At 69.6% G+C, this 21,917-nt stretch carries 22 protein-coding genes; 16 read left to right on the forward strand and 6 right to left on the reverse strand.

Annotated features, from left to right (window positions below; translation table 11 throughout):
• Positions 1-116: 116 nt before the first annotated feature.
• The 4 genes from AB0H50_RS18365 to AB0H50_RS18380 form a co-directional block, all read right to left on the reverse strand.
• On the reverse strand, positions 117-1,739 hold the full coding sequence (locus AB0H50_RS18365) for a cytochrome bc complex cytochrome b subunit (RefSeq protein ID WP_357453682.1): 1,623 nt from the start codon (positions 1,737-1,739) through the stop codon (positions 117-119).
• A 73-nt stretch (positions 1,740-1,812) separates the two neighbouring features.
• Positions 1,813-3,000: a ubiquinol-cytochrome c reductase iron-sulfur subunit gene (locus tag AB0H50_RS18370; protein WP_357453685.1), complete on the reverse strand. Its 1,188-nt coding sequence runs from the start codon at positions 2,998-3,000 to the stop codon at positions 1,813-1,815.
• Between the two features lie 73 nt (positions 3,001-3,073).
• Positions 3,074-3,937, reverse strand: a complete 864-nt coding sequence (locus AB0H50_RS18375; RefSeq protein WP_357453688.1) for a cytochrome c — start codon at positions 3,935-3,937, stop codon at positions 3,074-3,076.
• Between the two features lie 61 nt (positions 3,938-3,998).
• Positions 3,999-4,610, reverse strand: a complete 612-nt coding sequence (locus AB0H50_RS18380) for a heme-copper oxidase subunit III (protein WP_357453691.1) — start codon at positions 4,608-4,610, stop codon at positions 3,999-4,001.
• A 216-nt stretch (positions 4,611-4,826) separates the two neighbouring features.
• Between AB0H50_RS18380 and AB0H50_RS18385 the strand changes: the two genes are divergently transcribed.
• The 3 genes from AB0H50_RS18385 to AB0H50_RS18395 all read left to right on the forward strand — a co-directional run bounded on the left by AB0H50_RS18385 (position 4,827) and on the right by AB0H50_RS18395 (position 6,968).
• Entirely contained in the window at positions 4,827-5,237 is a 411-nt protein-coding gene (locus AB0H50_RS18385) for a hypothetical protein (RefSeq protein ID WP_357453693.1), read from the forward strand.
• Positions 5,238-5,403: 166 nt separating this feature from the next.
• Positions 5,404-6,465 carry an anthranilate phosphoribosyltransferase gene (gene trpD, locus AB0H50_RS18390; RefSeq protein ID WP_357453696.1) on the forward strand — a complete coding sequence of 354 codons (1,062 nt, stop codon included), beginning with the start codon at positions 5,404-5,406 and terminating at the stop codon, positions 6,463-6,465.
• A gap of 224 nt (positions 6,466-6,689) precedes the next feature.
• Positions 6,690-6,968, forward strand: a complete 279-nt coding sequence (locus tag AB0H50_RS18395; RefSeq protein WP_357453699.1) for a hypothetical protein — start codon at positions 6,690-6,692, stop codon at positions 6,966-6,968.
• A 4-nt stretch (positions 6,969-6,972) separates the two neighbouring features.
• Here AB0H50_RS18395 and AB0H50_RS18400 read toward each other — a convergent pair whose 3' ends face one another.
• Together AB0H50_RS18400 and AB0H50_RS18405 are read right to left on the reverse strand one after the other, a co-directional pair.
• Complete coding sequence (locus tag AB0H50_RS18400; RefSeq protein WP_067785820.1) at positions 6,973-7,248, reverse strand: Lrp/AsnC ligand binding domain-containing protein; 276 nt, start codon at positions 7,246-7,248, stop codon at positions 6,973-6,975.
• 4 nt (positions 7,249-7,252) lie between these two features.
• Positions 7,253-9,055 carry a DEDD exonuclease domain-containing protein gene (locus tag AB0H50_RS18405; RefSeq protein ID WP_357453702.1) on the reverse strand — a complete coding sequence of 601 codons (1,803 nt, stop codon included), beginning with the start codon at positions 9,053-9,055 and terminating at the stop codon, positions 7,253-7,255.
• A gap of 593 nt (positions 9,056-9,648) precedes the next feature.
• Between AB0H50_RS18405 and AB0H50_RS18410 the strand changes: the two genes are divergently transcribed.
• The 13 genes from AB0H50_RS18410 to AB0H50_RS18470 all read left to right on the forward strand — a co-directional run bounded on the left by AB0H50_RS18410 (position 9,649) and on the right by AB0H50_RS18470 (position 21,883).
• A complete protein-coding gene (locus tag AB0H50_RS18410) occupies positions 9,649-10,227 on the forward strand; it encodes a C40 family peptidase (protein WP_357453704.1) in 579 nt (192 codons plus the stop codon).
• A 260-nt stretch (positions 10,228-10,487) separates the two neighbouring features.
• A complete protein-coding gene (locus AB0H50_RS18415) occupies positions 10,488-11,513 on the forward strand; it encodes an NlpC/P60 family protein (protein ID WP_357453707.1) in 1,026 nt (341 codons plus the stop codon).
• Positions 11,514-11,519: 6 nt separating this feature from the next.
• Positions 11,520-12,521, forward strand: coding sequence for a hypothetical protein (locus AB0H50_RS18420; protein WP_357453710.1), 1,002 nt, complete (start codon positions 11,520-11,522; stop codon positions 12,519-12,521).
• 63 nt (positions 12,522-12,584) lie between these two features.
• Entirely contained in the window at positions 12,585-13,712 is a 1,128-nt protein-coding gene (locus AB0H50_RS18425) for a glycosyltransferase family 4 protein (RefSeq protein WP_357453713.1), read from the forward strand.
• 29 nt (positions 13,713-13,741) lie between these two features.
• Complete coding sequence (locus AB0H50_RS18430; protein WP_357453716.1) at positions 13,742-14,137, forward strand: polyketide cyclase / dehydrase and lipid transport; 396 nt, start codon at positions 13,742-13,744, stop codon at positions 14,135-14,137.
• A gap of 232 nt (positions 14,138-14,369) precedes the next feature.
• Entirely contained in the window at positions 14,370-14,807 is a 438-nt protein-coding gene (locus AB0H50_RS18435; RefSeq protein ID WP_357453718.1) for an SRPBCC family protein, read from the forward strand.
• Between the two features lie 50 nt (positions 14,808-14,857).
• Positions 14,858-16,129 carry an ArsA family ATPase gene (locus tag AB0H50_RS18440; protein WP_357455274.1) on the forward strand — a complete coding sequence of 424 codons (1,272 nt, stop codon included), beginning with the start codon at positions 14,858-14,860 and terminating at the stop codon, positions 16,127-16,129.
• Position 16,130: 1 nt separating this feature from the next.
• Positions 16,131-16,652, forward strand: coding sequence for a hypothetical protein (locus AB0H50_RS18445; protein WP_357453721.1), 522 nt, complete (start codon positions 16,131-16,133; stop codon positions 16,650-16,652).
• Positions 16,649-17,662 (forward strand): ROK family protein, encoded by a 1,014-nt coding sequence (locus AB0H50_RS18450; RefSeq protein ID WP_357453724.1) that lies wholly within the window; start codon positions 16,649-16,651, stop codon positions 17,660-17,662. Before AB0H50_RS18445 ends, AB0H50_RS18450 begins: the two co-directional genes overlap by 4 nt.
• Before the next feature lie 180 nt (positions 17,663-17,842).
• Positions 17,843-18,565, forward strand: a complete 723-nt coding sequence (locus AB0H50_RS18455) for a lysophospholipid acyltransferase family protein (RefSeq protein ID WP_357453727.1) — start codon at positions 17,843-17,845, stop codon at positions 18,563-18,565.
• A gap of 74 nt (positions 18,566-18,639) precedes the next feature.
• The gene (locus tag AB0H50_RS18460; protein ID WP_357453730.1) at positions 18,640-19,299 is read left to right on the forward strand and encodes a phosphoribosylanthranilate isomerase; all 660 of its coding nucleotides are present in this window, start codon (positions 18,640-18,642) and stop codon (positions 19,297-19,299) included.
• Positions 19,300-19,441: 142 nt separating this feature from the next.
• Entirely contained in the window at positions 19,442-20,206 is a 765-nt protein-coding gene (locus tag AB0H50_RS18465; RefSeq protein ID WP_357453733.1) for a sporulation protein, read from the forward strand.
• 84 nt (positions 20,207-20,290) lie between these two features.
• Entirely contained in the window at positions 20,291-21,883 is a 1,593-nt protein-coding gene (locus AB0H50_RS18470; RefSeq protein ID WP_357455277.1) for an AarF/ABC1/UbiB kinase family protein, read from the forward strand.
• Positions 21,884-21,917 lie beyond the last annotated feature (34 nt).

The following is a 21,917-nucleotide window of genomic DNA, read 5'->3' on the forward strand; positions in this document are numbered from 1 at the left end:
CTTCCGGGGCTTGATCCGCGTTCGCTATCACTCGCCCGGCTCGGCGGCATAGCGCGGCAGCGTGAAAGCCGAAGGCCCCGAGTCGTACGACTCGGGGCCTTCGTGCCGACCGTGGGTCAGTGGCTGTGCTTGCCGTTGCCGTTGGCCTTTTCCTGTGCCTTCTGCAGCACCGCGAGCTGCCGGTGCTCTTCGGCGTGCTCGAGCTCGAAGTGCTTCTCCGACTCCTCGCGGGGGTCGGGTCGCAGGAAGCTACCGGTGCCCGGCTTGCCCGCCGAGCCCAGCTTGTTCATCTTCTTCGGCACCGGGGCGCCCTGGTACTCGAGCGGGATCGGGTGACCGTGGTCGTCGACCGGGCCGAGCGGCTGGTGCACCTCGATGTACTCACCGTGCGGCAGACGCTTGATCACACCGGTCTCGATGCCGTGCTCCAGCACCGCCCGGTCGCTGCGCTGCAGGCCGATGCAGAACCGGTAGGCCACGAAGTAGGCAACCGGCGGGGCGACGAGCAGACCGATACGACCGATCCAGGTGGTGGCGTTCAGCGAGATGTCGAACTTCAGCGCGATGATGTCGTTGACGCAGGACAGCGTCAGCACCACGTAGAAGGCGATCGCCATGGCGCCGATCGCGGTGCGCACCGGAACGTCGCGCGGACGCTGCAACAGGTTGTGGTGCGCATCGTCGCCGGTGAGGCGCTTCTCGATCCACGGGTAGGCGATCAGCAGCGTGAACACCAGACCCATGATCAGCGCGACCCAGAACACGGCGGGAACCGTGTAGTTGCCGATGTAGAGCTCCCACGGCGGCATCAGGCGCGCCATGCCGTCGGTCCACATCATGTAGAAGTCCGGCTGCGAACCCGCCGACACCTGAGCCGGGTTGTACGGGCCCAGGTTCCAGATCGGGTTGATCTGCAGGACGCCGCCCATGATGCCGATGATGCCCAGGGTGAACGCGAAGAACGCGCCCTGATCCGCGGCGAACACCGGCACGATGCGCGCGCCAACCACGTTGTTCTCGGTACGACCCGGCCCTGGGAACTGGGTGTGCTTCTGGTACCAGACCAGCGCGACGTGCGCGGCGATCAGAGCCAGGATGATGCCCGGGAAGAGCAGCACGTGCGCGATGTACAGGCGCGGGATGATGATGTCGCCGGGGAAGTCGCCGCCGAACATCAGCCAGTGCATCCAGGTGCCGATCACCGGGATGGAGATGGTGATGCCGGAGAACGCGGCCCGCAGACCGGTGCCGGAGAGCAGGTCATCGGGCAACGAGTACCCGAAGAAGCCCTCGAACATCGCCAGGATCAGCAGCAGCGATCCGATCACCCAGTTCGCCTCACGCGGCTTGCGGAACGCGCCGGTGAAGAAGATCCGGAAAAGGTGCACGATGATCGACGCCGCGAACAGCAGGGCCGCCCAGTGGTGGACCTGCCGCACGAACAGGCCACCGCGCACCTCGAAGGAGATGTTCAGTGCCGTCTCGTACGCCCGCGACATGCCGACACCGCGCAGCGGCTGGTAGGCGCCGTCGTAGACGACATGCGCCATCGACGGGTCGAAGTACAGGGTCAGATACACACCCGACAGCAGCAGGATGATGAAGCTGTAGAGGGCGATCTCACCGAGCAGGAACGACCAATGGGTCGGGAAGACCTTGTTGATCGACCGCTTCATGAACGCAGCGGCGCGATACCGCTCGTCCATTGCGTTGGCTTGGGCTGCGACTGAAGGGCTCATGCCTGCACCTCGCTGACGCTCGGTTCCGTCACGCGCCCAGCGCGCTGAAACATAATTCGCTCACTCCGTTCGCTCATGAACGACGCTCCCAGTAGGCCGGTCCGAGCGGCTCGATGAAGTCGCCGTTGGCGACGAGGAAGCCTTCGGAGTTGACGGTGATCGGCAGCTGCGGCAGTGCGCGAGCGGCGGGACCGAAGATCGGCTTACCCCATTCGGTCGCCGAGAACTGCGACTGGTGGCAGGGGCACAGGATCCGGTTGGTCTGCTGCTCGAACAGCGAGGTCGGGCAGCCGAGGTGGGTGCAGATCTTCGAGTAGGCGAAGTAGTCGCCGAAGTTGAAGCTCTCCTGGCCCTTGCGCTTGATGGCCTTCTCGGCGTCCTCGGTGCGCAGGCGGATCAGCATGACCGCGTTGCGGATGCCACGCAGCGACTGCAGCATCTCGTGCTCGTCACCGCGCCACTTCTCCTTCCACGGGAACACCGTCTCCATGGCGCCCGCGTCCAGGTCCTCCGGGCGCACCAGCACGATGTCGTCCGGGCGGCCGGTGTCGCGGCGCAGGTAGATGGTCTCGCCCGCGAAGTCCGGCGTCCAGCCCGAGACCCACAGCGGCGACTTCTCGCGCTTGGCCCACGGGTTCTTGATCATGCCGCCGACGAACAGGAACAGCGAGCCGACGCCGAGGATGCCGACGCCCGCGCCCGCGGTGCGGGTGATCATCTTGCGACGGCCAAGAGTGGAGGTGTCGAGCGCGTCCGACAGTTCGGCGACCAGGGTGCGCCGCTCCACCTCCGGCGAGGGACCGTCGTGGCGGTCCTGGATGGAGATCTCGGCCGGGATGAACTTCTTGCGGATCAGCACCACGGCTACGCCGATGACCAGCACCGAGATGCCGAAGGTCAGGCCGACCAGCGGCGTGAACAGCGAGTAGGCGTCGTGGCCTTCCTCGTTCGAGCCCTTGAACTCCCAGGGCCAGAACAGGAAGACACCGATCAGCGCGATCGCGGCGAGACCGGAGATGGCGAACCAGAAGGTGACCTCGCGCTCGGCGCGCTTCTCGGCCCTGGTACCCGGGATCGGGAAGCGCTCGCGCCGGTAGGCGACATCGACGCCGTCGCGCTCGGTGCCGAGCTCGACCAGCTCGTCGCGCGACATCGCGTCCAGTTCATCTTCGGTCGGCTCGGCCGGGGGGTTCACCGACCCCTTCGACAGCTCGGGCCCCTCATCCGGGCGACTCACGTCGTCACGCTCCTGTTCACTCATGGCTGTGTCCTTTCGGCCCATGCCCGGACGCCCTCCGTGGCCACGCAAGCTACCGCCTCCGGGCGTTGACCGGTCATGAGCGGGATCCGATCCACATAGCCGCACCCACGGTGAGCACGATGCCGACCACCCAGATCGCCAGGCCCTCGGTCGCGGGGCCGAAGCCGCCGAGGCCGTAGCCACCCGGGGTCTTCTCTTCGGCGGCGTTCTTGATGTAGGCGACGATGTCGCGCTTCTCTTCCGGCGTGAGCTGGCGGTCGGAGAACTTGGGCATGTTCTCCGGGCCGGTCAGCATGGCCGCGTAGATCTGCTGCTCGCTGGCGGGCTCCAGCGGCGGCGCGTACTTACCGGAGGACAGCGCGCCGCCCTTGCCGGTGAAGTTGTGGCAGGACGCGCAGTTCATCCGGAACAGCTCCGAACCGCGGGCGATGTCGTCGCCGCGCAGCGACTCCTGGGCGATCTCGCCGTTGGCGTCGCGCACGACGGTCGGGCCACCGCCGTTGGCGGCGACGTAGGCGCCGAGCGCGTCGATCTGCTGGGCGTCGAACTTCGGGGGCTTGCGGGTGGCCTGCGCCTCGTTGGCGGCCAGCGGCATGCGCCCGGAGGACACCTGGAAGTAGACGGCGGCCTCGCCGACGCCGATCAGGCTGGGGCCGCGGTCCTGCACGCCCTGGAGGTTCGCGCCGTGGCAGGTGATGCAGGAGGTTTCGTAGAGCTGCTTGCCCTCACGGATCAGCGCGGACTGGTCCTGGTTGGCGGTCGCCACCTGGGGCTCGGGCGTGAGAGCGGTCGCGAGGAAGCCGGCTCCGACCAGACCCACCAGGAGCGCGAGACCGCCCGCGATGCGCCTGCGAAGGCGACGCTGCTTACGGGTCTTGCTGGCCTCGCCGTTCCCGGGGCTGGCGGGCTCTGGCGCTGACGGGGGAGATGAACTCATCTGTGTCCCTTTGGAGTAGACGGAACCGACTTGTGCAAAGGATTCGGGGCTGACCCGCTGGCTATCGGACGAAGTAGATCGTGGCGAAGAGCCCGATCCACACGATGTCGACGAAGTGCCAGTAGTACGAGACGACGATCGCGGCGGTGGCCTGCGCCGGGGTGAACTTGCTGATCTTCGTGCGGATCAGCAAGAAGATGAAGGCGATCAGACCACCGATGACGTGCAGACCGTGGAAACCGGTGGTGATGTAGAACACCGAACCGTAGGCGCTGCTCGAGATCGAGGTGCCCTCGTGGACCAGGCTGAAGTACTCGTAGCCCTGGCCGCCGACGAAGAACGCGCCCATCAGGAAGGTGAGGACGTACCAGCGGCGCAGGCCGAACACGTCGCCCTTCTCCGCGGCGAAAACACCCATCTGGCAGGTGAACGACGACGCGACCAGCACGGCCGTGACCGGCACGGCGAGCTTGAGGTTCAGCTCGGTCGGTTCCGGCGGCCAGTTGCCGTGGGCCTGGGCTCGCGCGACGAAGTACATGGCGAAGAGGCCGGCGAAGAACATCAGCTCGCTCGACAGCCAGATGATGGTACCGACGCTGACCATGTTGGGCCGGTTCAGCGAGTGCACACGCTGGGTAATGGCCGATCCTGGGGTCCCTACTGCGGTCGTCACGGGGCTAAGTATGACTCGTCGTAGTACGACAGCAGTAGCCGGGTATGAAACTTGGCCGTCCGTGTCGGAAAACGCACGGACGGACCGGGTCCCGACGGCATCGGCGGCGCTCGGCCGGACCTCGGGGAGACGCCGTCGCACCGGATGCGCCGACCTGCGCGGACGCGGCCATGATGACAGGCGAGAGTAAGTAGAAGCTGAGACGAGGAGGCGGATGTGGCACCGCGAATCTGGCGGCGGCTTTTCGGGCGCGCCGCATCGGCGCCGCTGGACCAGAACCGCGCGGATCTGGTGGTGGTCGCGGCGGGTTTCGAGGACGCCGAGTCCTGCTCGGCCGTGCTGGACAGGGCCGAGGGGCTGATCGAGGACGCGCCCGCGGTGCTGCGCCATCACCTGCGGATTCCGGCGGCGCAGGTCGAGCGGGTGTGCGAGATCGCGGCGCAGGACGGGTACGCGCCCGCCCCGCCCACCGCCGCGTCATCGGACGAATTCGAGGCGCTGATCCTCCAGCGCGTGCAAATCGTCGACGCGCTGCACTGCGCGCAGGAGAAATCACGGATGGCCGGGCTGGCCCAGCGGCACGACGGATTCGCCGACGGCTGGGACGTCCTGCAACCGGGCCATTAGGCGTGCCTCCGCGTGCGCAGAATGTCGACGGCCTTTCCACCGTCCACGCGCGCCGATCATGCGTACCTCCGGCCATGCGCAGGGCTATCGACGGGCTTCGCCCGACCGCGCCAACTAGGCTGCTCACACAGAACTGGTGGAGGACCAGTGTGACGGGAGAGATGGAATGAGCGTGCGCAGCTGGCCCCAGGTGCTCGGAACCCTCGCCGACGGTGGCGACCTGGCCGCGGACGACACGGCGTGGGTGATCAACGAGATCTTCACCGACAACGCGACGCAGGCGCAGATCGCGGCCTTCGGCGTCGCGATGAAGATCAAGGGACCGACGCCTGCCGAGCTGTCCGGCATGGCGTCCGGCATGCTCTCGCACGCTCGCCTCGTGCACATCGACGGCGACGCGGTCGACATCGTCGGCACCGGCGGCGACCGGTCCGGCTCGGTGAACATCTCCACCATGTCCTCGGTCGTAGTGGCCGCGGCGGGCGTTCCGGTGGTCAAGCACGGCAATCGGGCGGCCTCGTCCAAGAGCGGCGGCGCCGACGTGCTGGAAGCGCTCGGCGTGCGGCTCACCCTCGGTCCCGAGTCGGTCGCGCAGTGCGTCCGCGAGGTCGGGATCGGATTTTGCTTCGCGCCGCTGTTCCACCCTGCCCTCCGCTTCGCGGGCCCGGCGCGTAAGGAAATCGGCATCCCGACCGTCTTCAACGTGCTCGGCCCGCTGACCAACCCCGCGCAGCCGCGGGCCGGACTCGTGGGTTGCGCCTTCCCCGAACTGCTTCCGGTGATCGCGGGCGTGTTCGCCGAGCGCGGGGCCAGCGCCCTCGTGGTGCGCGGCAACGACGGACTCGACGAGATCACCACCTCCGACACCACCGACGCCTGGGTGGTATCGGGCGGCCGTCAGCGCCGGACCACGATCGACCCGACCCGCCTCGGCATCCCGCGCGTGGAACTGGACGCGCTGCGCGGCGGTGACGCGGAGGTCAACGCCGGTGTCGCGCGGTCGGTGTTCGCCGGGACGCCGGGCGCCGTGCGCGACGCGGTGCTGGTGAACTCGGCCGCCGCCATCGTCGCCTACGACCTCTCGCGCGGGATCGGCGATCCCGAGGCCGACGTGCACGACGCGCTGGCCGCGGGCATCGAGCGCGCGGCCGCCACGATCGACGGCGGCCGGGCGGCGGCGCTGCTGGACAGCTGGGCCAAGCTTTCGCACACGCTCGGCGATCGGTAAACATTAGGCAATCGCTCGAAACGAGAGTCGCCGAATCTCTTCCGCGCAGGTAATGGACGATTAGACTGACCCATCGCGGGACGGATCGGCCGCAGCGATGCGCCCGTAGCAACAAGTCTGCATATCACGATTCCCGGCGGTCACCGGACCGCCGTGCACCCATCCGGCACGGCGTCCCGACGTGCGTCGGCGCGCCGTCCGGACCGACACGTGAGGAGCTGACTATGAAGCGCGCACTACTCGGAATCATGGCCGCGGGCCTGCTGTTGGCCGCGCCGGTCGCCAACGCCCAGGACGACGACCTGGTCGTGAACGGGCAGGTGATCCAGGACCTGGTGGGCTGCGTTCAGGTCGCCGACAACCCCGAAGAGCTCGACGTGCAGAACAACACCAACCGCACCGTCGGGGTGTACACCGATGCCCAATGCCAGGGCGACGCAGCTGCGGTGCTCGAGCCGGGTGAGTCCCGCTCGATCACCGGCTCGTACGTCGCGGCGCTCTGACCGGCTACTCCCCCAGCGAGAAACCGGCCTCCACGTCGGCTCGCGAGTAGGACTTGAACGCGATGTGGGTGGTGGTGCGTAGCACGCCGGGCGTCTTGTCGATCCGGTGCGTGACCACCTCGGCGACCTGCTCGTGATCGCGCACCCGCACGATCGCGATCAGATCGACATCGCCCGCGCACGAGTAGACCTCGGTGACGCCTTCGGTGTCGGCGACCGCCTGCGCGGTCTCCGGGATACGGCCGTTGTCGGCGTGGATCAGCACGATCGCGTTAATCATGCCGTCAGCCTAGGCGCTCGGCGTAGTCCGCCTCGGCGGAGCGGGTTCGCGCCGCGGCGTCGGCCGCCTCGGCCCAGCCGAGCCACCGGCCCGCGCCGTGGCGCGGCTCGCGATATCCCTCCGTGCCGCGCACGATCCGCACGCCGGGTCGCGCCAGCCAGCGGGCGATCAGCCCCGCCTCCTCCGGCGAAGCGCCTCGCAGCGGCGGTGCGCCGACGAGATCGGGGCAGCCGCTCTCAGCGAAGGACGGTGCGTCGGCGCCCCCGTCCGGGACGACCGTCTCCGCCGCCGCGACGATCTGTTCCACGATCGCCATCGGCGGCGTGCCGCGGCGCGCCACACCGGATCCCGCGAGGCGGCCGTACCGAATGACGGCGAACTCCCACCCGCCCGCGCCGTCCGGATGCGCGGCGATCAGTTCGGCGATGCGGGCGACGGCCGCGAGCCGCTGGGTGCGGCGCACCGCCCTGATCACCGCGACAGTGCGATCGCGCAACCGCGCGGCGGCCTCGAAATGCTCCGCACGGGAGTGGCTTTCGATGCGGTCGAGCATGGCGCTCATGGTGGCGTCGGAGTCGCCGCGAAACAGCGCGCGGACCGCGGCCGGAGCCGAGGCGTATTCCTTTGTATCCATAGGGATTCCGGAAGGGGTGGCCGCGGGGCAGCCGCCGACCACCGCGGGCGGGCAGTCGTGGCGGGCGTCGCGCGACAACCGCGCGGTGCAGGTGCGCAGTCCGGCATGCTCGGCGACGGTGGCCGCGACGTCGCTGGCGTCAAGTCGAGAGGTGAAGGGCCCCAACGCATCCCGAGTGGGCATGCGGACGATGGCGAAGCGTGGGAATGGCTCGTCGGTCAACGTGAGCCACCATCCGCGCTTGGGGAATTTCGAGCGCCGGTTGTAGGGCGGAGCATGCGCGACGAGCAACCGCAGTTCGCGCACGCCCGCCTCCAGCGCGTGCGCGCACACCACGTGGTCGACGCGGGTGGCCAGCGCGACCATCTCCTTCATCCGGCCCCTTGTCTCCGAGCCGGTGAAGTAATTGCGCACGCGGCGGCGCAGGTTCACCGCGGTGCCGATATAGAGGACTTCGTCGGCGGGGCCGCGGAAGAGGTAGACGCCGGGGGCTGCGGGCAGGTCGGTGGCCAGCACCCGCTTGGCGCGCTGCCCGGAGCTCACGTCGGGCAGGTAGTCCATCAGCTCGGTGAGACTGTGCACGCCTTGGTTTCCCACCCGGGCGATGAGCGCGTGCAGCACGTCGACGGTGGCGCGCGCGTCGTCGAGGGCGCGGTGCGTCGGCTGGGTGCTCGCGCCGAGCAGCCGGGCCAGTGACGCGAGCCGCACCGAGGGCGCCTCGTCCCTGCCGAGCACCCTCCGCGCCAGTTTGACCGTGCACAGCACCGGCGCCTTGGGCCACTCGGTCTCGCAGCGCGCCGCGGCGGCCCGCAGGAAGGCCGTGTCGAAGCGGGCGTTGTGGGCGACGAGCACCGCGCCCGCGGCGAACTCCAGGAACCCGGGCAGCACGGACTCGATGCGCGGGGCCGCGTAGACCATCGCGGTGGTGATGCCGGTGACGTGCACGACCGCGGGCGGTATCTCCCTGCCCGGGTTCACCAGCGTCGCGAACTCGCCGAGCACCTCGCCGCCGCGCACCTTGACCGCGCCGATCTCGGTGATGGCGTCGCCGTCCGGGCTGGTGCCGGTGGTCTCCAGGTCGACGACCACGAAGGTGGTGTCGTAGAGCGGCGTATCGAGTTCGTCGAAGGCCAGCTGCTTGGCGGCGGCCTGGTGCGGCGCGGGGTCGGGCACGGCGAGCAGCGTAGGGGCTCGGTACGACAACCTCCGGGCGCGCGGAACCGTGCCCCATTCGTCCGATTTGTCGCGCGAGGTTTTCGTTGCGATACCCCCGAAATGATCTAGAACACTCAAAAGTGACCCAGATCACATTTCCGTGGCGAAGGAATCAGCACCCGGGCGTGTCCGGTACAGCCGACCGGCCGCGCCCGGCACGCTGCCGCACCGCCGAGCACCCCTTGGTCGCACGTCCGGTCCAAGGACGCGTCAAGCACCGGCTCGAGCGTCACCACCTGGGCAAATGCTGGTCATGCAGACCCCGCATGAGCCGCATCGCCACCTGGGACAGTTGGGCGTGACGACGCGAACGCCGACGGGTAACCAGCCGTCGTTATCGTTTCGTGATTGCTGTGAGATACCTCGCAGATATGCGTGGCAAAAGTTGTTGAGCGTCGCCATTTCGGATGCCAGGGGCTTTACAAAACACCGTGATGTGTTCGTAACCTTTTCGAGACCTCACGGAGTCCGCCGCCCCGAACGGAGCGGCAGCACGCAGTCCGCTGCACCACCGGGTGTGGCGTCGTGGGGCAGATTGGAAGTACCGCATCATGGCGACCAACACCGTCAAGCGACAGGCGCAGCGTGCCGTTGCCGCCGGAGCCGTCGGCGCTGCCACCATCGGCGCGTTCCTCCTTCCCGCCGCCCCCGCGTCGGCTCAGCCGGTGACCATCCCCGGCGTGGGAACGTTCGAGGTTCCGAACGAGATCCCGATCCCGGCCGACATCCCCGGCATGCAGCTCGGCACGCCGCCCGGCGCCCCGCTGCCGTTCGTCGCTCCGCAGAAGACCCTCGGCGAGGTCGCGCTCGACGCCGCCCAGAGCAAGCTCGGCGCCCCGTACGTGTACGGCGCCGCGGGCCCGAACTCCTTCGACTGCTCCGGCCTCGTGCAGTGGTCGTACCGCCAGGCGGGCATGGAGCTACCGCGCACCAGCGGCGCGCAGCTCGCCGCAGGAACCCCGGTCTCGATGGACGACCTGCAGCTCGGCGACCTGGTGTCGTTCTACGGCGGCGGCCACTCCGGCCTGTACGCGGGCGACGGCAACGTCATCCACGCCTCCACCTCCGGCAGCCCGGTGATGATCGCCCCGATCTCGTCGATGCCGGTCGCGGGCGCGCGCCGCTTCTGATCTGCCGAACCGAGCCGGGCCGCCGCACGCGGCCCGGCTCGGTTCTCCCCACGGCCGTGATCGGGTCGTTCTCCACTGGACACCGACCGCTGCCGTTTCGTAACCTAAATGAGACCTACCCGCGGGTTGCAGAGTCGCCGAACCCGTCTCCGTGAGCCGCGTGGGCGACTGCGTCGCGTTCGATTTCACGAGTCGGCATTACGAGAGAACGGGGCACGCCAGTGACAGCTGGTCACCGAAGACTTCGCGCGAATCGTCTGGTGAGCGGGGTGCTGGCGGCCGGAGTTCTGGCCACGGCCGTCTACGCGAGCGGTCCCGCGATCGCCGACCCCGTGGCGCTGCCGGCCACCGCGACCGAAGCGGTGCAGCGGATGGTCGATCTCTCCCGGCAATCCGAGCAGCTGAATCAGCAGGCACTGACCGTCCAGGCCGAACTCGACGCCAAACTCGCCGTGCAGGAAGAGGCCGACGCGACGCTGGCCGCGACCACCGAGGTCGCCGACGCCGCGCGCGCCGAGGTACGCAAATTCCAGCCGGTCATCGACCGCACCGCGATCGCCGCCTACCAGGGCGCGCGCACCAACCGCTTGTACGCCGTGCTGGTCAGCGATTCCCCGCAGAAACTGCTCGATCAGATGTCGACGCTGGACGTGCTCAGCGCGCAGACCACCGATCAGCTGCGCCAGTTCAAGAAGGCCACCGACGCGGCCGAATCCGCCGAGTCCGCCGCCCGCGCCGCCGCCGACGCGGCTCGCGGCGCCGCCCAGAAAGCCGACCAGGCGCGCGCCGATCTGGAACGCAAACGCAGCGAGCTCGGCGGCGCGGTCGCCCAGGTGGTCGAGGCGTGGGGCGCGCTGTCCAGCAAGGACAAGTCCGCGCTGGCCGGATCGCCGTTCCCGCCCGGCTTCGATCGCGACACGCTGCTCCAAGGCCTGGTCCCCGGCAGCGGAACCAGCGCGCTTGCCGCCGGACTCACCCGCGTCGGCGACCCATACGTCTGGGGCGCGACCGGACCGAGCCAGTTCGACTGCTCGGGCCTGGTGCAGTGGGCGTTCAAACAGGTCGGCAAGAACGTGCCGCGCACCAGTTCGGCGCAGGCGTCCTACGGCACGCCGGTGGACAAGGACGATCTACAGCCCGGTGACGTGGTGTTCTTCTATTCCGACATCTCGCATGTCGGCATCTACGCGGGCAACGGACTCATGTTGCACGCCTCCACTTTCGGCGTGCCGGTCGCGGTAGCGCCCATGGGGTCGACGCCGTATCACTCCGCTAGGCGATACTGATCCGCTATGGAGGGTTGGCGACGGGCGCGCGGCTGGTGCATGGCCAAAGGGCGGTGTCAGTTCGTTCTCACCGTCGGAATGGTCACCCTGTTGACGGGCCTGTGCTGCGCATTGGCCATGGCGCCCAAGTGGACACTGCCGAAAATCCGCGCGGCCCAAGACGCTTCGACCGAGAGTTTGGGCCAAGCGCCCGCAGGCGACCCGCGACTGGCCGCCGTGCGCCGCACCATGGAACCCTTCGGCCCGATCGAGTCGATCGGCGTTCCCGGCGCTGACGGCACGGAATCGCTGGTGGTCGGCCATCCCGGCCATCGCGCGGAGCTCGAGGTGCTCGCCCGCGAACTGCCCGACGCCACCGCCGCGATCACCGAGCTGTGGGGTCCGGACTGGGCGCGGTCGGCGCTCGTCGTGGTCGCCGCGACGCCGTCGGAGTTCGCCGCACTGGTGCGTGCAGGCACCGAGATGCCCACCGAGGTCGCCGCGGCCTCGGTGGCCGACCCGTTCGTGCGCGGCAGCAAGCCGACCGGTCAGCGGGTGGTCTTCAGCCCCGACGCGGGCCGTCGCCTCTCGGCCGACGGATTGCGCACGCTGCTGCGCCACGAGCTGACCCATATCGCGGCGCGCGCCGAGACCGCCGACGGCGCCCCGCAATGGATGCTGGAGGGCTTCGCCGAGTACGCCGCCCATCGCGGCCAAGGTCACCCGTTCGCCCAGATCGCGCCGACGGTGAACGCGGCGCTGCGCAGCGGAACGCTCCCCGACGACCTGCCGCCGGACGCCGCCTTCACGGGCGGTAGCGCCGTCGCTGCTTACGAGGAGGCGTGGTCGGCAAGCGCTTTCGTCGCCGAGAAGTACGACGAACGCCGTCTCGTCGAGCTCTACCGGCGCCTCGCGGCGCAGCGGCAAGACGCCGCGAGCGAGGATCGCGTCCTCCGCGAGGTGCTCGGCATCGGCCGCGCCGACTTCGTCGCGGACTGGCGCGGCTGGCTCTCGGCCCAGGCCGTGTGATCCGTCCCAGCGCAGCCCGACCGGAGCGGCGGCGCGCCGATCCCACCAAGTAGGTTGTCCTCCATGGCCCGAACTCTGCTGGTTACCAATGATTTCCCGCCGCGGCCGGGCGGTATCCAGTCGTATCTGCAGGCGCTCGCCGGACAGTTACCGCCCGACGATCTGGTGGTCTACGCGCCGCGCTGGCGCGGTGACTCGCACCTGAAGTTCGATGCCAAGCAGAAGTTCCAGGTGGTGCGCCATCCCACCACCCTGATGCTGCCGACGCCGCTGGTGCTGCGCCGGGCCGCGCGGCTGCTGCGCGACGAGAAGTGCGACACCGTCTGGTTCGGCGCGGCGGCCCCGCTGGCGCTGCTCTCGCCGCGGCTGCGCCGGGCCGGAGCCGAGCGCATCCTGGCCAGCACGCACGGGCACGAGGTCGGCTGGTCGATGCTGCCGGGCGCCCGACAGGCGCTGGGCGCGATCGGCAGGCACACCGACGTCGTCACCTACGTCAGCAAGTACACCCGCGGCCGGTTCGCCGCGGCCTTCGGCGCGGACGCGGCGCTGGAATACCTGCCGCCCGGCGTCGATACCGACGTGTTCCGTCCCGACCCAGAGGCGCGCGCCGAGCTACGCGGGCGCTACGGGCTCGGCGACCGCCCGACCATCCTGTGCCTGTCCCGGCTGGTGCCGCGCAAGGGCCAGGACGTGCTGATCGCGGCGATGCGCGAGGTCCGCGACCGCGTCGACGGCGCGGTGCTGGTGATCGCGGGCGGCGGGCCCTACGAGGACAAGCTGCGCGGTCTCGCCGTCACGCTCGGCGTCACCGACAGCGTGATCTTCACCGGCCGGGTGCCCTCGGCCGAACTCGCCGCGCACCACACCATCGCCGACGTCTTCGCCATGCCGTGCCGCACCCGCGGCGCCGGTCTCGATGTGGAGGGCCTCGGCATCGTGTACCTGGAAGCGTCGGCCACCGGCGTGCCCGTGGTCGCGGGCCGTTCCGGCGGCGCACCGGAAACCGTGCTGGAGGGCAAGACCGGCCGGGTGGTCGACGGACGCAAGGTCACCGAGATCACCGACGCGCTGGTGGACATCCTCGCCGACCGTGACGCCGCCGCGGCGATGGGCGCCGCGGGTCGTGCCTGGGTGGAGGAGAACTGGCGCTGGGACACCCTCGGCGCGCGCCTGCGCCACCTCCTCCGCTGAGTGAACCCCGATCAACTACGCTCAGCGGTGTGAGCAGTATTCAGGTCGCGGACCAGACGTTCGTCGCCGCCTCGGGCGCGGCGGTCGCGCAGGTGCTCGATGGCGCAGGCAAGTGGCGCCAGTGGTGGCCCGATCTCACCCTCGACGTCCGGGAGGACCGCGGCGACAAGGGAATTCGCTGGTCGGTATCCGGAGCGCTGACGGGGACCATGGAGGTGTGGCTGGAGCCCGCGCTGGACGGGGTCATCCTGCATTACTTCCTGCACTGCGAACCGCGGGGCGTCGAAGGGATGTCGCCGCGCGAGTTGTCGGCCGCCAGCCGGGCACGCCGGGTCGCGGGCAAGAACATGTCGTTCGAGATCAAGGCGCGGCTCGAGGCGGGCCGTCCGGCCGGGGTGACGCCCGCCGCGACGCAGGCAGGCTGAGCACCGCGGCTGTACGCAGAGAGGGAGCGACTCCGACGAGGACAATCCACCCCCGACCCGGCCCACACGGAGCGAGTCTTACGAGCGACCGTTCGCGGCCGTCTCGCGGCCGTGCGGTCGAAGCGCACGCGCCGCAGGCGCAAGTCTCGACCGCTCGGACGCGAGACAGAAGGGGCCGCGAACCCGCCGCGCCCGCGCGGCAGACAAACACCGAAAGGAACCGTTGACCACCATGGCCGACCGGACCCAGAGGTCGATCCTCATCGAGGCCCCCTCGCAGCGAGTGATGTCCGTCATCGCCGATCTGGAGTCCTACCCGGAGTGGGTCTCGGCGGCGAAGTCCGTCGAGGTGCTGGAGAAGGGCCCCGACGGCCGGGCGCGCACCGCACGTTTCGTGCTCGACGCGGGCGTCGTCAAGGACACCTACGTGCTGACCTACACCTGGCGCGCCGACGACAAGGCGGTCAGCTGGAAGCTGATCAGCGGTGATCTGCAGAAGGCACAGGACGGAACCTACGAGCTCATCGATCAGCCCGACGGCGGGACCCTGGTGGTCTACGAGCTCACCGTGGATCTCAACATCCCGATGATCGGCATGTTCAAGCGCAAGGCCGAGAAGGTCATCACCGACACCGCGCTGAAGGAACTGAAGAAGCGGGTCGAAGGCTGACCGGGCAGCAGAAGCCCGGCGGACGCGAGCCGACCAGGCTCGAGCTGTACATCGGCAAGGGCGGCGTCGGCAAGACCACGCTGGCCTGCGCGACCGCCATGTCCTATGCCCGCGCCGGGCAGACCGTGCTGCTGGCCTCCCTCGACCAGGCGCACTCGCTCGGCGACGCGCTCGGTTTCCGTTTCCCGCACGATCCCGGGACGGTGACCGGAATCGCCAGGGTGCTGCCGGGACTCGACGTCATCGAGGTGGATTCTCTTGCGCTGCTGGAGGATCGGTTCCGCGAGGTGACACGGATGCTGTCCGCGGGCGGCGCGCACACCCACGACCACGGCGTCGATCTGGCCGCGCTGGATCCCGCCGAGCTGACCGGCCTGCCCGGCGTGCAGGAACTGCTGATGCTGGTGGAGATCGCGCAATTCGCCGACGAGAACGACTGGGACGTCATCGTCGTGGACTGCCCGCCCTCGGCGGACATGCTGCGCATCGTCACCGCGCCCGACACCCTGCTCGGTTATCTGGAACGGATCTGGCCACCGCACGCGCGGGCGATGAGCACCATCAGCACCGACCTGCGGCGGGCGGTGCTCGCGGCGACGGTGGATCGGATCGTCGCCGCCGTCGGCGAGGTGCGCGACCTGCTCGCCGATCACCACCGCACCGGTGCGCGGCTGGTCACCGTCGCCGAACGGGTCGCGCTCGCCGAGTCCCAGCGGGTGCGCTCGGCCGCCGTGCTGCTCGGGCTGCGGCTGGACGCGGTGATCGTCAACAAGGTGCTGCCGCCGATGCCGGAACCGTCCGGTCCGCCCGAAGCCGCGCATCCCGCCGTGCACTGGTACCACAACCGGCGCGCCGAGCAGCACGACGTGATCGCAGGGCTCGGCAAGGCCATGCACGGCATCCCGGTGCTGATCGCTCAGCACACGGGCGCGGAGCCGGTGGGTCTCGGTTCGCTGCAAGCGCTTTCCTACGCGGTCGATTCCGGCGCGTCAGACGCCGGAACGGGATTTATGCTGGGCGACAATCCGGCGAAGGTTCACGCACGTTCCGGTGAACCGGTGGTTCGATTGGAATCGGGCACGGGTCTGCATTCGGTGTACGCGATGCGGATGCACCTGCCCGTCGTCGATCCGGCGACGCTGCGACTGGGACGAGTGGAGGACGATTTGATCGTGGGAGCGGACGGGGTGCGGCGCCGGGTGCGCTTGGCTCCGGTGTTGCGGCGATGCGCGGTCGACGACGCCGAACTCGACAGCGGCTACCTGATCGTGCGCTTCCGCCCGGACCCGGACGTGTGGCCGCTGACGCCAGAGGCTCACTGAGATGGAACACGGGACGTCGGCCCCGCACGGCGACGGGTTCAGCGAATTCGCCGAGGAACTGAAGCTGCTCGCGGAGGCGGTGCTCGAACGCGTCGAACCGGTGCTGCGGCACAGCGCGGCGCAGGGTCAGCCGAACTGGTCGGCGTGCAGCTGGTGCCCGGTGTGCGCGGCCGCCGCACTGGTGCGCGGCGAGCACCACGACGTGGTCGCGGCGATCGCCGACCACGGCACCGCGATCGTCACAGTCTTGCGCGAGGCGCTGGCCGGGGTGCCGGTCGATCCGCTGCTACCGACCGACGATCCGGAAAGCGATGTGCGGCAACGGCATCCGGGGTCCGATGACGCGCCGCATCGGAGCGCCGACGAGGCGAGGTCGCGTGCCGGACACAGTGGCTCGCGCACGGCCGAACGGCACGATGCCGGGGCTCGGCCGGGTGGCCATGGTGCGTCCCGATCCGGTGACCGGCACGGCAATCCGGCGCGGTCCGGGTACGTCGGTATCCCCGTGACGATCAAGGCATGACGCACCCGGTGGCAGATGCACTCCCGCTGACCGTCGGTATCGACGTCGGCGGCACCAACATTCGGGCCTCGGTGGTGGACGGCGACGGCGAGGTGCTCGACACCGTGCAGTCGCCGACACCGCACAGCGAGCGCGCCCTGGAAGACGCCCTCGACCGCGCCGTGCGCGAACTGCGCCGCCGTCACCCGATCGGCGCCGTCGGTCTCGCCGTCGCGGGCTTCATCAGCGGCGACCGTTCCACCGTCCGATTCGCACCGCACCTGCCCTGGAAGGACGCGCCCGTCGCGGCGCGGCTCACCGACCGTCTCGAGCTGCCGGTGATCCTCGAGCACGATGCCAACGCCGCCGTCTGGGCGGAGTACCGGTTCGGCGCGGCGGCGGGCGGGCACAACGTGGTGCTCGTCGCGATCGGCACCGGTGTCGGCGCGGCGCTGCTCATCGAGGGCACGCTCTATCGCGGCACGCACGGCGTCGCACCGGAACTCGGCCATCTGCAAGTGGTACCGCAGGGCCGGGCCTGCCCGTGCGGCAAGCATGGTTGCTGGGAAAGGTATTGCAGCGGAACCGCGCTCGCCGAAACCGCCATCGAACTGCTCGCCACCGACCCAGGCCGCTCGACGGTGCTCGCCAGAGAGGCGTCCCGCGATCCCGGCTCGCTCACCGGCAGACGGGTGGCGGGCGCCGCCCAGGACGGCGACCCCGTTGCGCTCGCCGCGATGGCCGACTTCGCGCGCTGGCTCGGGCTCGGGCTGGCATTCGTCAGCGACATCTTCGATCCCGATCTGGTCGTCATCGCGGGCGGCGTGAGCAGTTCGGCCCCGCTGTTCCTCGACGCCGCGCGCGAGGAGTACGCCCGCGCCGTCACCGGCGCAGGACACCGGCCGCTTGCCCGCATCCGCACCACCCAGCTCGGTGAGGCGGCGGGCATGATCGGCGCCGCCGAACTGGCGCGCGCCGTGCTCGCGGAGCCAGGGCGGCGCTCGTCGCGGGTCGCCCGCAGCGGCCGCTGACCGCCGCGCGCACGGGCACATCCGTTCGAATCAGGCCGCCGCGGAGGGGCCTTCGGGGCTTGCGCCGATCCGATTGTGGTGAGATCCATCGCTGAGATTGGATGTGATCTCGGACCAGCGGTAAAGTCGGCAACTGACGCAGGTTGCCCGCTACTATCCCGGTCCCGGGGAAAGGACGTCATGTTCTACTGGCTGCTGAAGTTCGTGCTGCTGGGACCGTTCATTCATCTCTACAATCGGCCCACCGTCGAAGGCGTGGAGAACATCCCGGCGGACGGGCCGGCCATCATGGCGGGTAACCACCTATCCTTCGCCGACTGGCTGTTCGCTCCGCTGACCAGCCCGCGGCGCATCAACTACCTGGCCAAGGCCGAATACTTCAACACCCCCGGCATCAAGGGGCGCTTCCAGAAGTTCTTCTTCAGCGCCACCGGTCAGTACCCGATCGACCGCAGCGGCGCAGACGCCGCCGAGGACGCGCTGAACGCCGCGCGCAAGCTGCTCGACGAGGGCCGCCTGGTCGGCCTCTACCCCGAGGGCACCCGCTCCCCCGACGGTCGTCTCTACAAGGGCAAGACCGGCCTGGCCCGCCTGGCGCTGGAGACCGGCGTGCCCGTCATCCCGGTCGCCGTCATCGGCACCAACGAGGTCTCCCCGCCCGGCCCCTTCAAGTGGCGCCGCCGCAAGGTCACCATCAAGTTCGGCGACCCGATCGACTTCTCCCGCTACGAGGGCATGGGCGGCAACCGCTTCGTCGAACGCGCCGTCACCGACGAGGTCATGTACGAGCTCATGACGTTGGGCGGCCAGGAGTACGTCGACATCTACGCCCACAGCCTCAAGGGCGTCCCCTCCGGCACGAAACCCGAAGCCACCCGCATCCCCGATACCGCCGCCAGCTGACCTGCCCCGAACGGCCCCGGAGACCCCAAAGGTTCCGGGGCCGTTCTCGTTTCCGCGACGGTATCGTTGCCCAGGTGCCGGTGCGTGCGAAGCTGTGCGGGATCAGGTCCGAGAGCGATCTGCGGATCGCGATCGCGGCGGGCGCCGACGCGGTCGGATTCATCGCGGGCGTCACCCACGTCAGCGAGGACGCGCTCGACGCCGACCTGGCCGCCTGGCTCGCCGGGCGGACGCCACCGTTCGTCACCAGGGTTCTGGTCACCCATCTCGAGCGGGCCGAGGCGATCCTCGAGCTCGCCGAACGTGTCGGCGTGGACGCCGTTCAGATCCACGGCTTGGTGACCGACGAGACCGTCCGGCAGGTCCGCGCGGCCTCGGCGCACCGGATCATCCGGGCGGTGCACGTCACCGGTCCCGAGGCCGTGGACGCCGCCCGCTCGGCCGCGGCGGATTGCGATGCGGTCCTGCTGGATTCGCGCACGACCGACCGTCTCGGCGGCACCGGCCGCACCCACGACTGGTCCGTGAGCGCCGCCATCGTCGACGACCTGCGCGGGCTCGGCCGGCGCGTCATCCTTGCGGGCGGTCTGAACACGGCCAATGTCGCCGACGCCATCCGCACGGTCCGCCCCTACGCCGTCGACGTCAACAGCGGAGTCGAACACCCCTCCGGCGACAAATCCCCCGACGCCTGCACCGACTTCGTCACCACCGCCCACCGCGCTTCCCCCTGACCCTCACAGACCTCCCATACGCCTCGCAAAGGCTGCAACCTCTGTGAGGCGTGCGAAAGCTCTGTGAGGCTGCCGATGACGTTGGTCACACGGTAGGGAAACGACAAGGTGTCGGTAAGGCGGGGCGGGGAGACTTCGGGGCATGTTCAAGAAGTTGTTGGCGGCGGCGGGGGTCGGCGGGGCCGAGGTCGAGACCGAGTTGTTCACTCCCGGGGTGCAGCCCGGCGGGACGGTCGAGGGCGTGGTGCGGCTGCGCGGCGGGAAGGTCGGGCAGGACATCGCGCATATCGCGGTGGAATTCGTGACCAGGGCCGAACAGGAGTACGAGGACCACGAAGCCGTGCGCGACATCGCGTTCGGGCGCACCGGGGTGCACGGCCCGCTGCACCTGCCGCCCGGCGCGGTACTGGATTTCCGTTTCGCGGCGCGCGCGCCGATGGAAACGCCGATCACGTTCTACAACGGAAGGCACCTGCCGGGCACGGTGGTCTCGCTGCGCACGATCGTGGAGATCCACGGCGCCGTCGACGCCGCCGACACCGACCCGATTGGTGTCGGCGCGCTGCCCGCCCAGCACATGCTGCTCGAGGCCCTGGAGCGCTTGGGTTTTCACCTGCGCAGCGCCGACGTGGAGGCGGGACGGGTGCACAACACGCCGCAGACGTTGCCGTTCTACCAGGAGATCGAGTTCGCAGGCTCACCGCACTACCCGCGGCTGAACCAGCTGGAGGTCACCTTCGTCGCCACCGAGACCGGTATGAGCGTGGTGCTGGAGGCGGACAAGCGCGGCGGCTGGATCTCCGAGGGCCGCGACGTCTTCGACGCGCTGTGGGTCGACTACCAGGCCCTCGGTGGCGTCGACTGGGCGGGCGAACTGCATCATCGCCTGGCGCGGCTCGCGCACTGAGCCCGGTTGGTAACCTTGTCGAGCACAACGTCGACGCGGGACCACGGGTAGGGGTGGTCTGCTCGACGTGCGAGTGAGGTGAGCATGGTCCGCCGCGACACCGGTGGTCGAATTCTGAAGCTGCCCAGGCGTGTCGACGCCGAGCCCGCCGGTGATCCGCCGACGGGCAGGCTCGCCCGCACCACGAAGCTGGCCGGACTACCGGTGGCGTTCGCGGGCAGGCGGGTCGCGGGCGCGGGCAAACGCATGCTCGGCCGTTCCGCGGACGAGGTGAACCGCGAGATCCAGGCACGGACCGCCCAGCATCTGTTCGACGTGCTCGGCGAGCTCAAGGGCTGCGTGGCCAAGCTCGGGCAGCTGATGTCGCTGTACGAATTGGCACTGCCCGCGGATTTCGCGGCGCCGTATCGCGATGCGCTCAACCAGCTGCAGGATTCGGCGCCCGCCATGCTGCCCCCGATGGTGCACGCGGCGCTGGCCGCCCAGCTCGGCCCGCACTGGCGAACGTTGTTCCTGGAGTTCGAGGACCGGAACGCGGCGGCCGCCTCCGTCGGCCAGGTGCACCGCGCGGTGTGGCGCGACGGCCGCCGGGTGGCCGTGAAGGTGATGTACCCCGGCGCGCGCGAGGCCGTGCTCAGCGATCTGCAGGCGCTGCGCCAGATCGCCCCGCTGTTCACCGCCCTGCTGCCAGGCGCGGATTCGCGCGCGGTGATCGAGGCGCTGTGCGCCTACATCGGCGAGGAACTCGACTACGAGATCGAGGCCGCGCATCAACGCAGCTTCGCAGCGGCCTACGCGGACGACCCCGATTTCGTGGTGCCAGGCGTGGTGGCGCAGCAGGGTGACGTGCTGATCACCGAATGGCTGGACGGCGTCTCGCTGTCGCGGATGCTCGCGCATGGCGGGCCGTTCGATCGCGACCGGATCGGGTTGCTCGTGCTGCGCTTCCTGCTGTCCGGCCCGACGAAAACCGGTCTGCTGTACGGCGATCCGCATCCGGGCAATTTCCGCGTCATGCCCGACGGCAGGCTCGGGATCGTCGATTTCGGCGCGTGCGCGCCGTTCCCGCCCGGCTACCTGGACGCGCTGACCGATATCGCCCGCGCGATCCTGAGCGACGATCCGACCGACCTGGAGGCGGCGATTCGCCGCCGCGGCTACGTCGAGCCGGATCGCGCGCTGGACAGTCACACGGTGCTCGCGCAGCTGGCGCCGATGCGTGACGCCATGCTCGACCCCACCTTCCGCCTGACCACCGAGTGGTTGCGCAAACGGGTCTCGGCGACAGTGGATCTGAGCCTGTCCAACGTGATCCGGCAGCTGACCATGCCCGCCGAGCACACCCCGATGCTGCGGACGTTCCTTGCGGGCGTGAGCGTGATGTCGCAACTCCAGCCCGAACTGCCGCTGCGCACCGAATGCACCCGCTGGTTCCCCGACGTGATCGCCGCGCTCGGCCTCGACGACGCGGGTTCGCCTTGGCTGCCGGACAATCCGACCGAACCGCTGCGCCGCGTGAACCCGGCCCAACCGAGCGCCCGGCTCACACTCGCCTCCACGTCCACAACGGACTCCGCGCACGCTCGCCGACCCGCGCACACCGCCGAATCCAGCGCACAGCAGGGCAACACCCCCGATGCGCCGATGACGAACCGACCGGTCGAGCCTGGCCCCTGAAAACCCGCCGAAGCGCACGGCCCAGATGCCGCCA

It is taken from the genome of Nocardia sp. NPDC050793 (assembly GCF_040654065.1).
GTDB lineage: Bacteria > Actinomycetota > Actinomycetes > Mycobacteriales > Mycobacteriaceae > Nocardia.

Bases quoted from the DNA above. Each gene is read 5' to 3' on its own strand.
- AB0H50_RS18365 (WP_357453682.1), bottom strand. From the start codon at position 1,739: ATGAGCCCTTCAGTCGCAGCCCAAGCCAACGCAATGGACGAGCGGTAT.
- AB0H50_RS18370 (WP_357453685.1), bottom strand. From the start codon at position 3,000: ATGAGTGAACAGGAGCGTGACGACGTGAGTCGCCCGGATGAGGGGCCC.
- AB0H50_RS18375 (WP_357453688.1), bottom strand. From the start codon at position 3,937: ATGAGTTCATCTCCCCCGTCAGCGCCAGAGCCCGCCAGCCCCGGGAAC.
- trpD (WP_357453696.1), top strand. From the start codon at position 5,404: ATGAGCGTGCGCAGCTGGCCCCAGGTGCTCGGAACCCTCGCCGACGGT.
- AB0H50_RS18395 (WP_357453699.1), top strand. From the start codon at position 6,690: ATGAAGCGCGCACTACTCGGAATCATGGCCGCGGGCCTGCTGTTGGCC.
- AB0H50_RS18400 (WP_067785820.1), bottom strand. From the start codon at position 7,248: ATGATTAACGCGATCGTGCTGATCCACGCCGACAACGGCCGTATCCCG.
- AB0H50_RS18410 (WP_357453704.1), top strand. From the start codon at position 9,649: ATGGCGACCAACACCGTCAAGCGACAGGCGCAGCGTGCCGTTGCCGCC.
- AB0H50_RS18420 (WP_357453710.1), top strand. From the start codon at position 11,520: ATGGAGGGTTGGCGACGGGCGCGCGGCTGGTGCATGGCCAAAGGGCGG.
- AB0H50_RS18425 (WP_357453713.1), top strand. From the start codon at position 12,585: ATGGCCCGAACTCTGCTGGTTACCAATGATTTCCCGCCGCGGCCGGGC.
- AB0H50_RS18435 (WP_357453718.1), top strand. From the start codon at position 14,370: ATGGCCGACCGGACCCAGAGGTCGATCCTCATCGAGGCCCCCTCGCAG.
- AB0H50_RS18445 (WP_357453721.1), top strand. From the start codon at position 16,131: ATGGAACACGGGACGTCGGCCCCGCACGGCGACGGGTTCAGCGAATTC.
- AB0H50_RS18450 (WP_357453724.1), top strand. From the start codon at position 16,649: ATGACGCACCCGGTGGCAGATGCACTCCCGCTGACCGTCGGTATCGAC.
- AB0H50_RS18455 (WP_357453727.1), top strand. From the start codon at position 17,843: ATGTTCTACTGGCTGCTGAAGTTCGTGCTGCTGGGACCGTTCATTCAT.
- AB0H50_RS18465 (WP_357453733.1), top strand. From the start codon at position 19,442: ATGTTCAAGAAGTTGTTGGCGGCGGCGGGGGTCGGCGGGGCCGAGGTC.
- AB0H50_RS18470 (WP_357455277.1), top strand. From the start codon at position 20,291: ATGGTCCGCCGCGACACCGGTGGTCGAATTCTGAAGCTGCCCAGGCGT.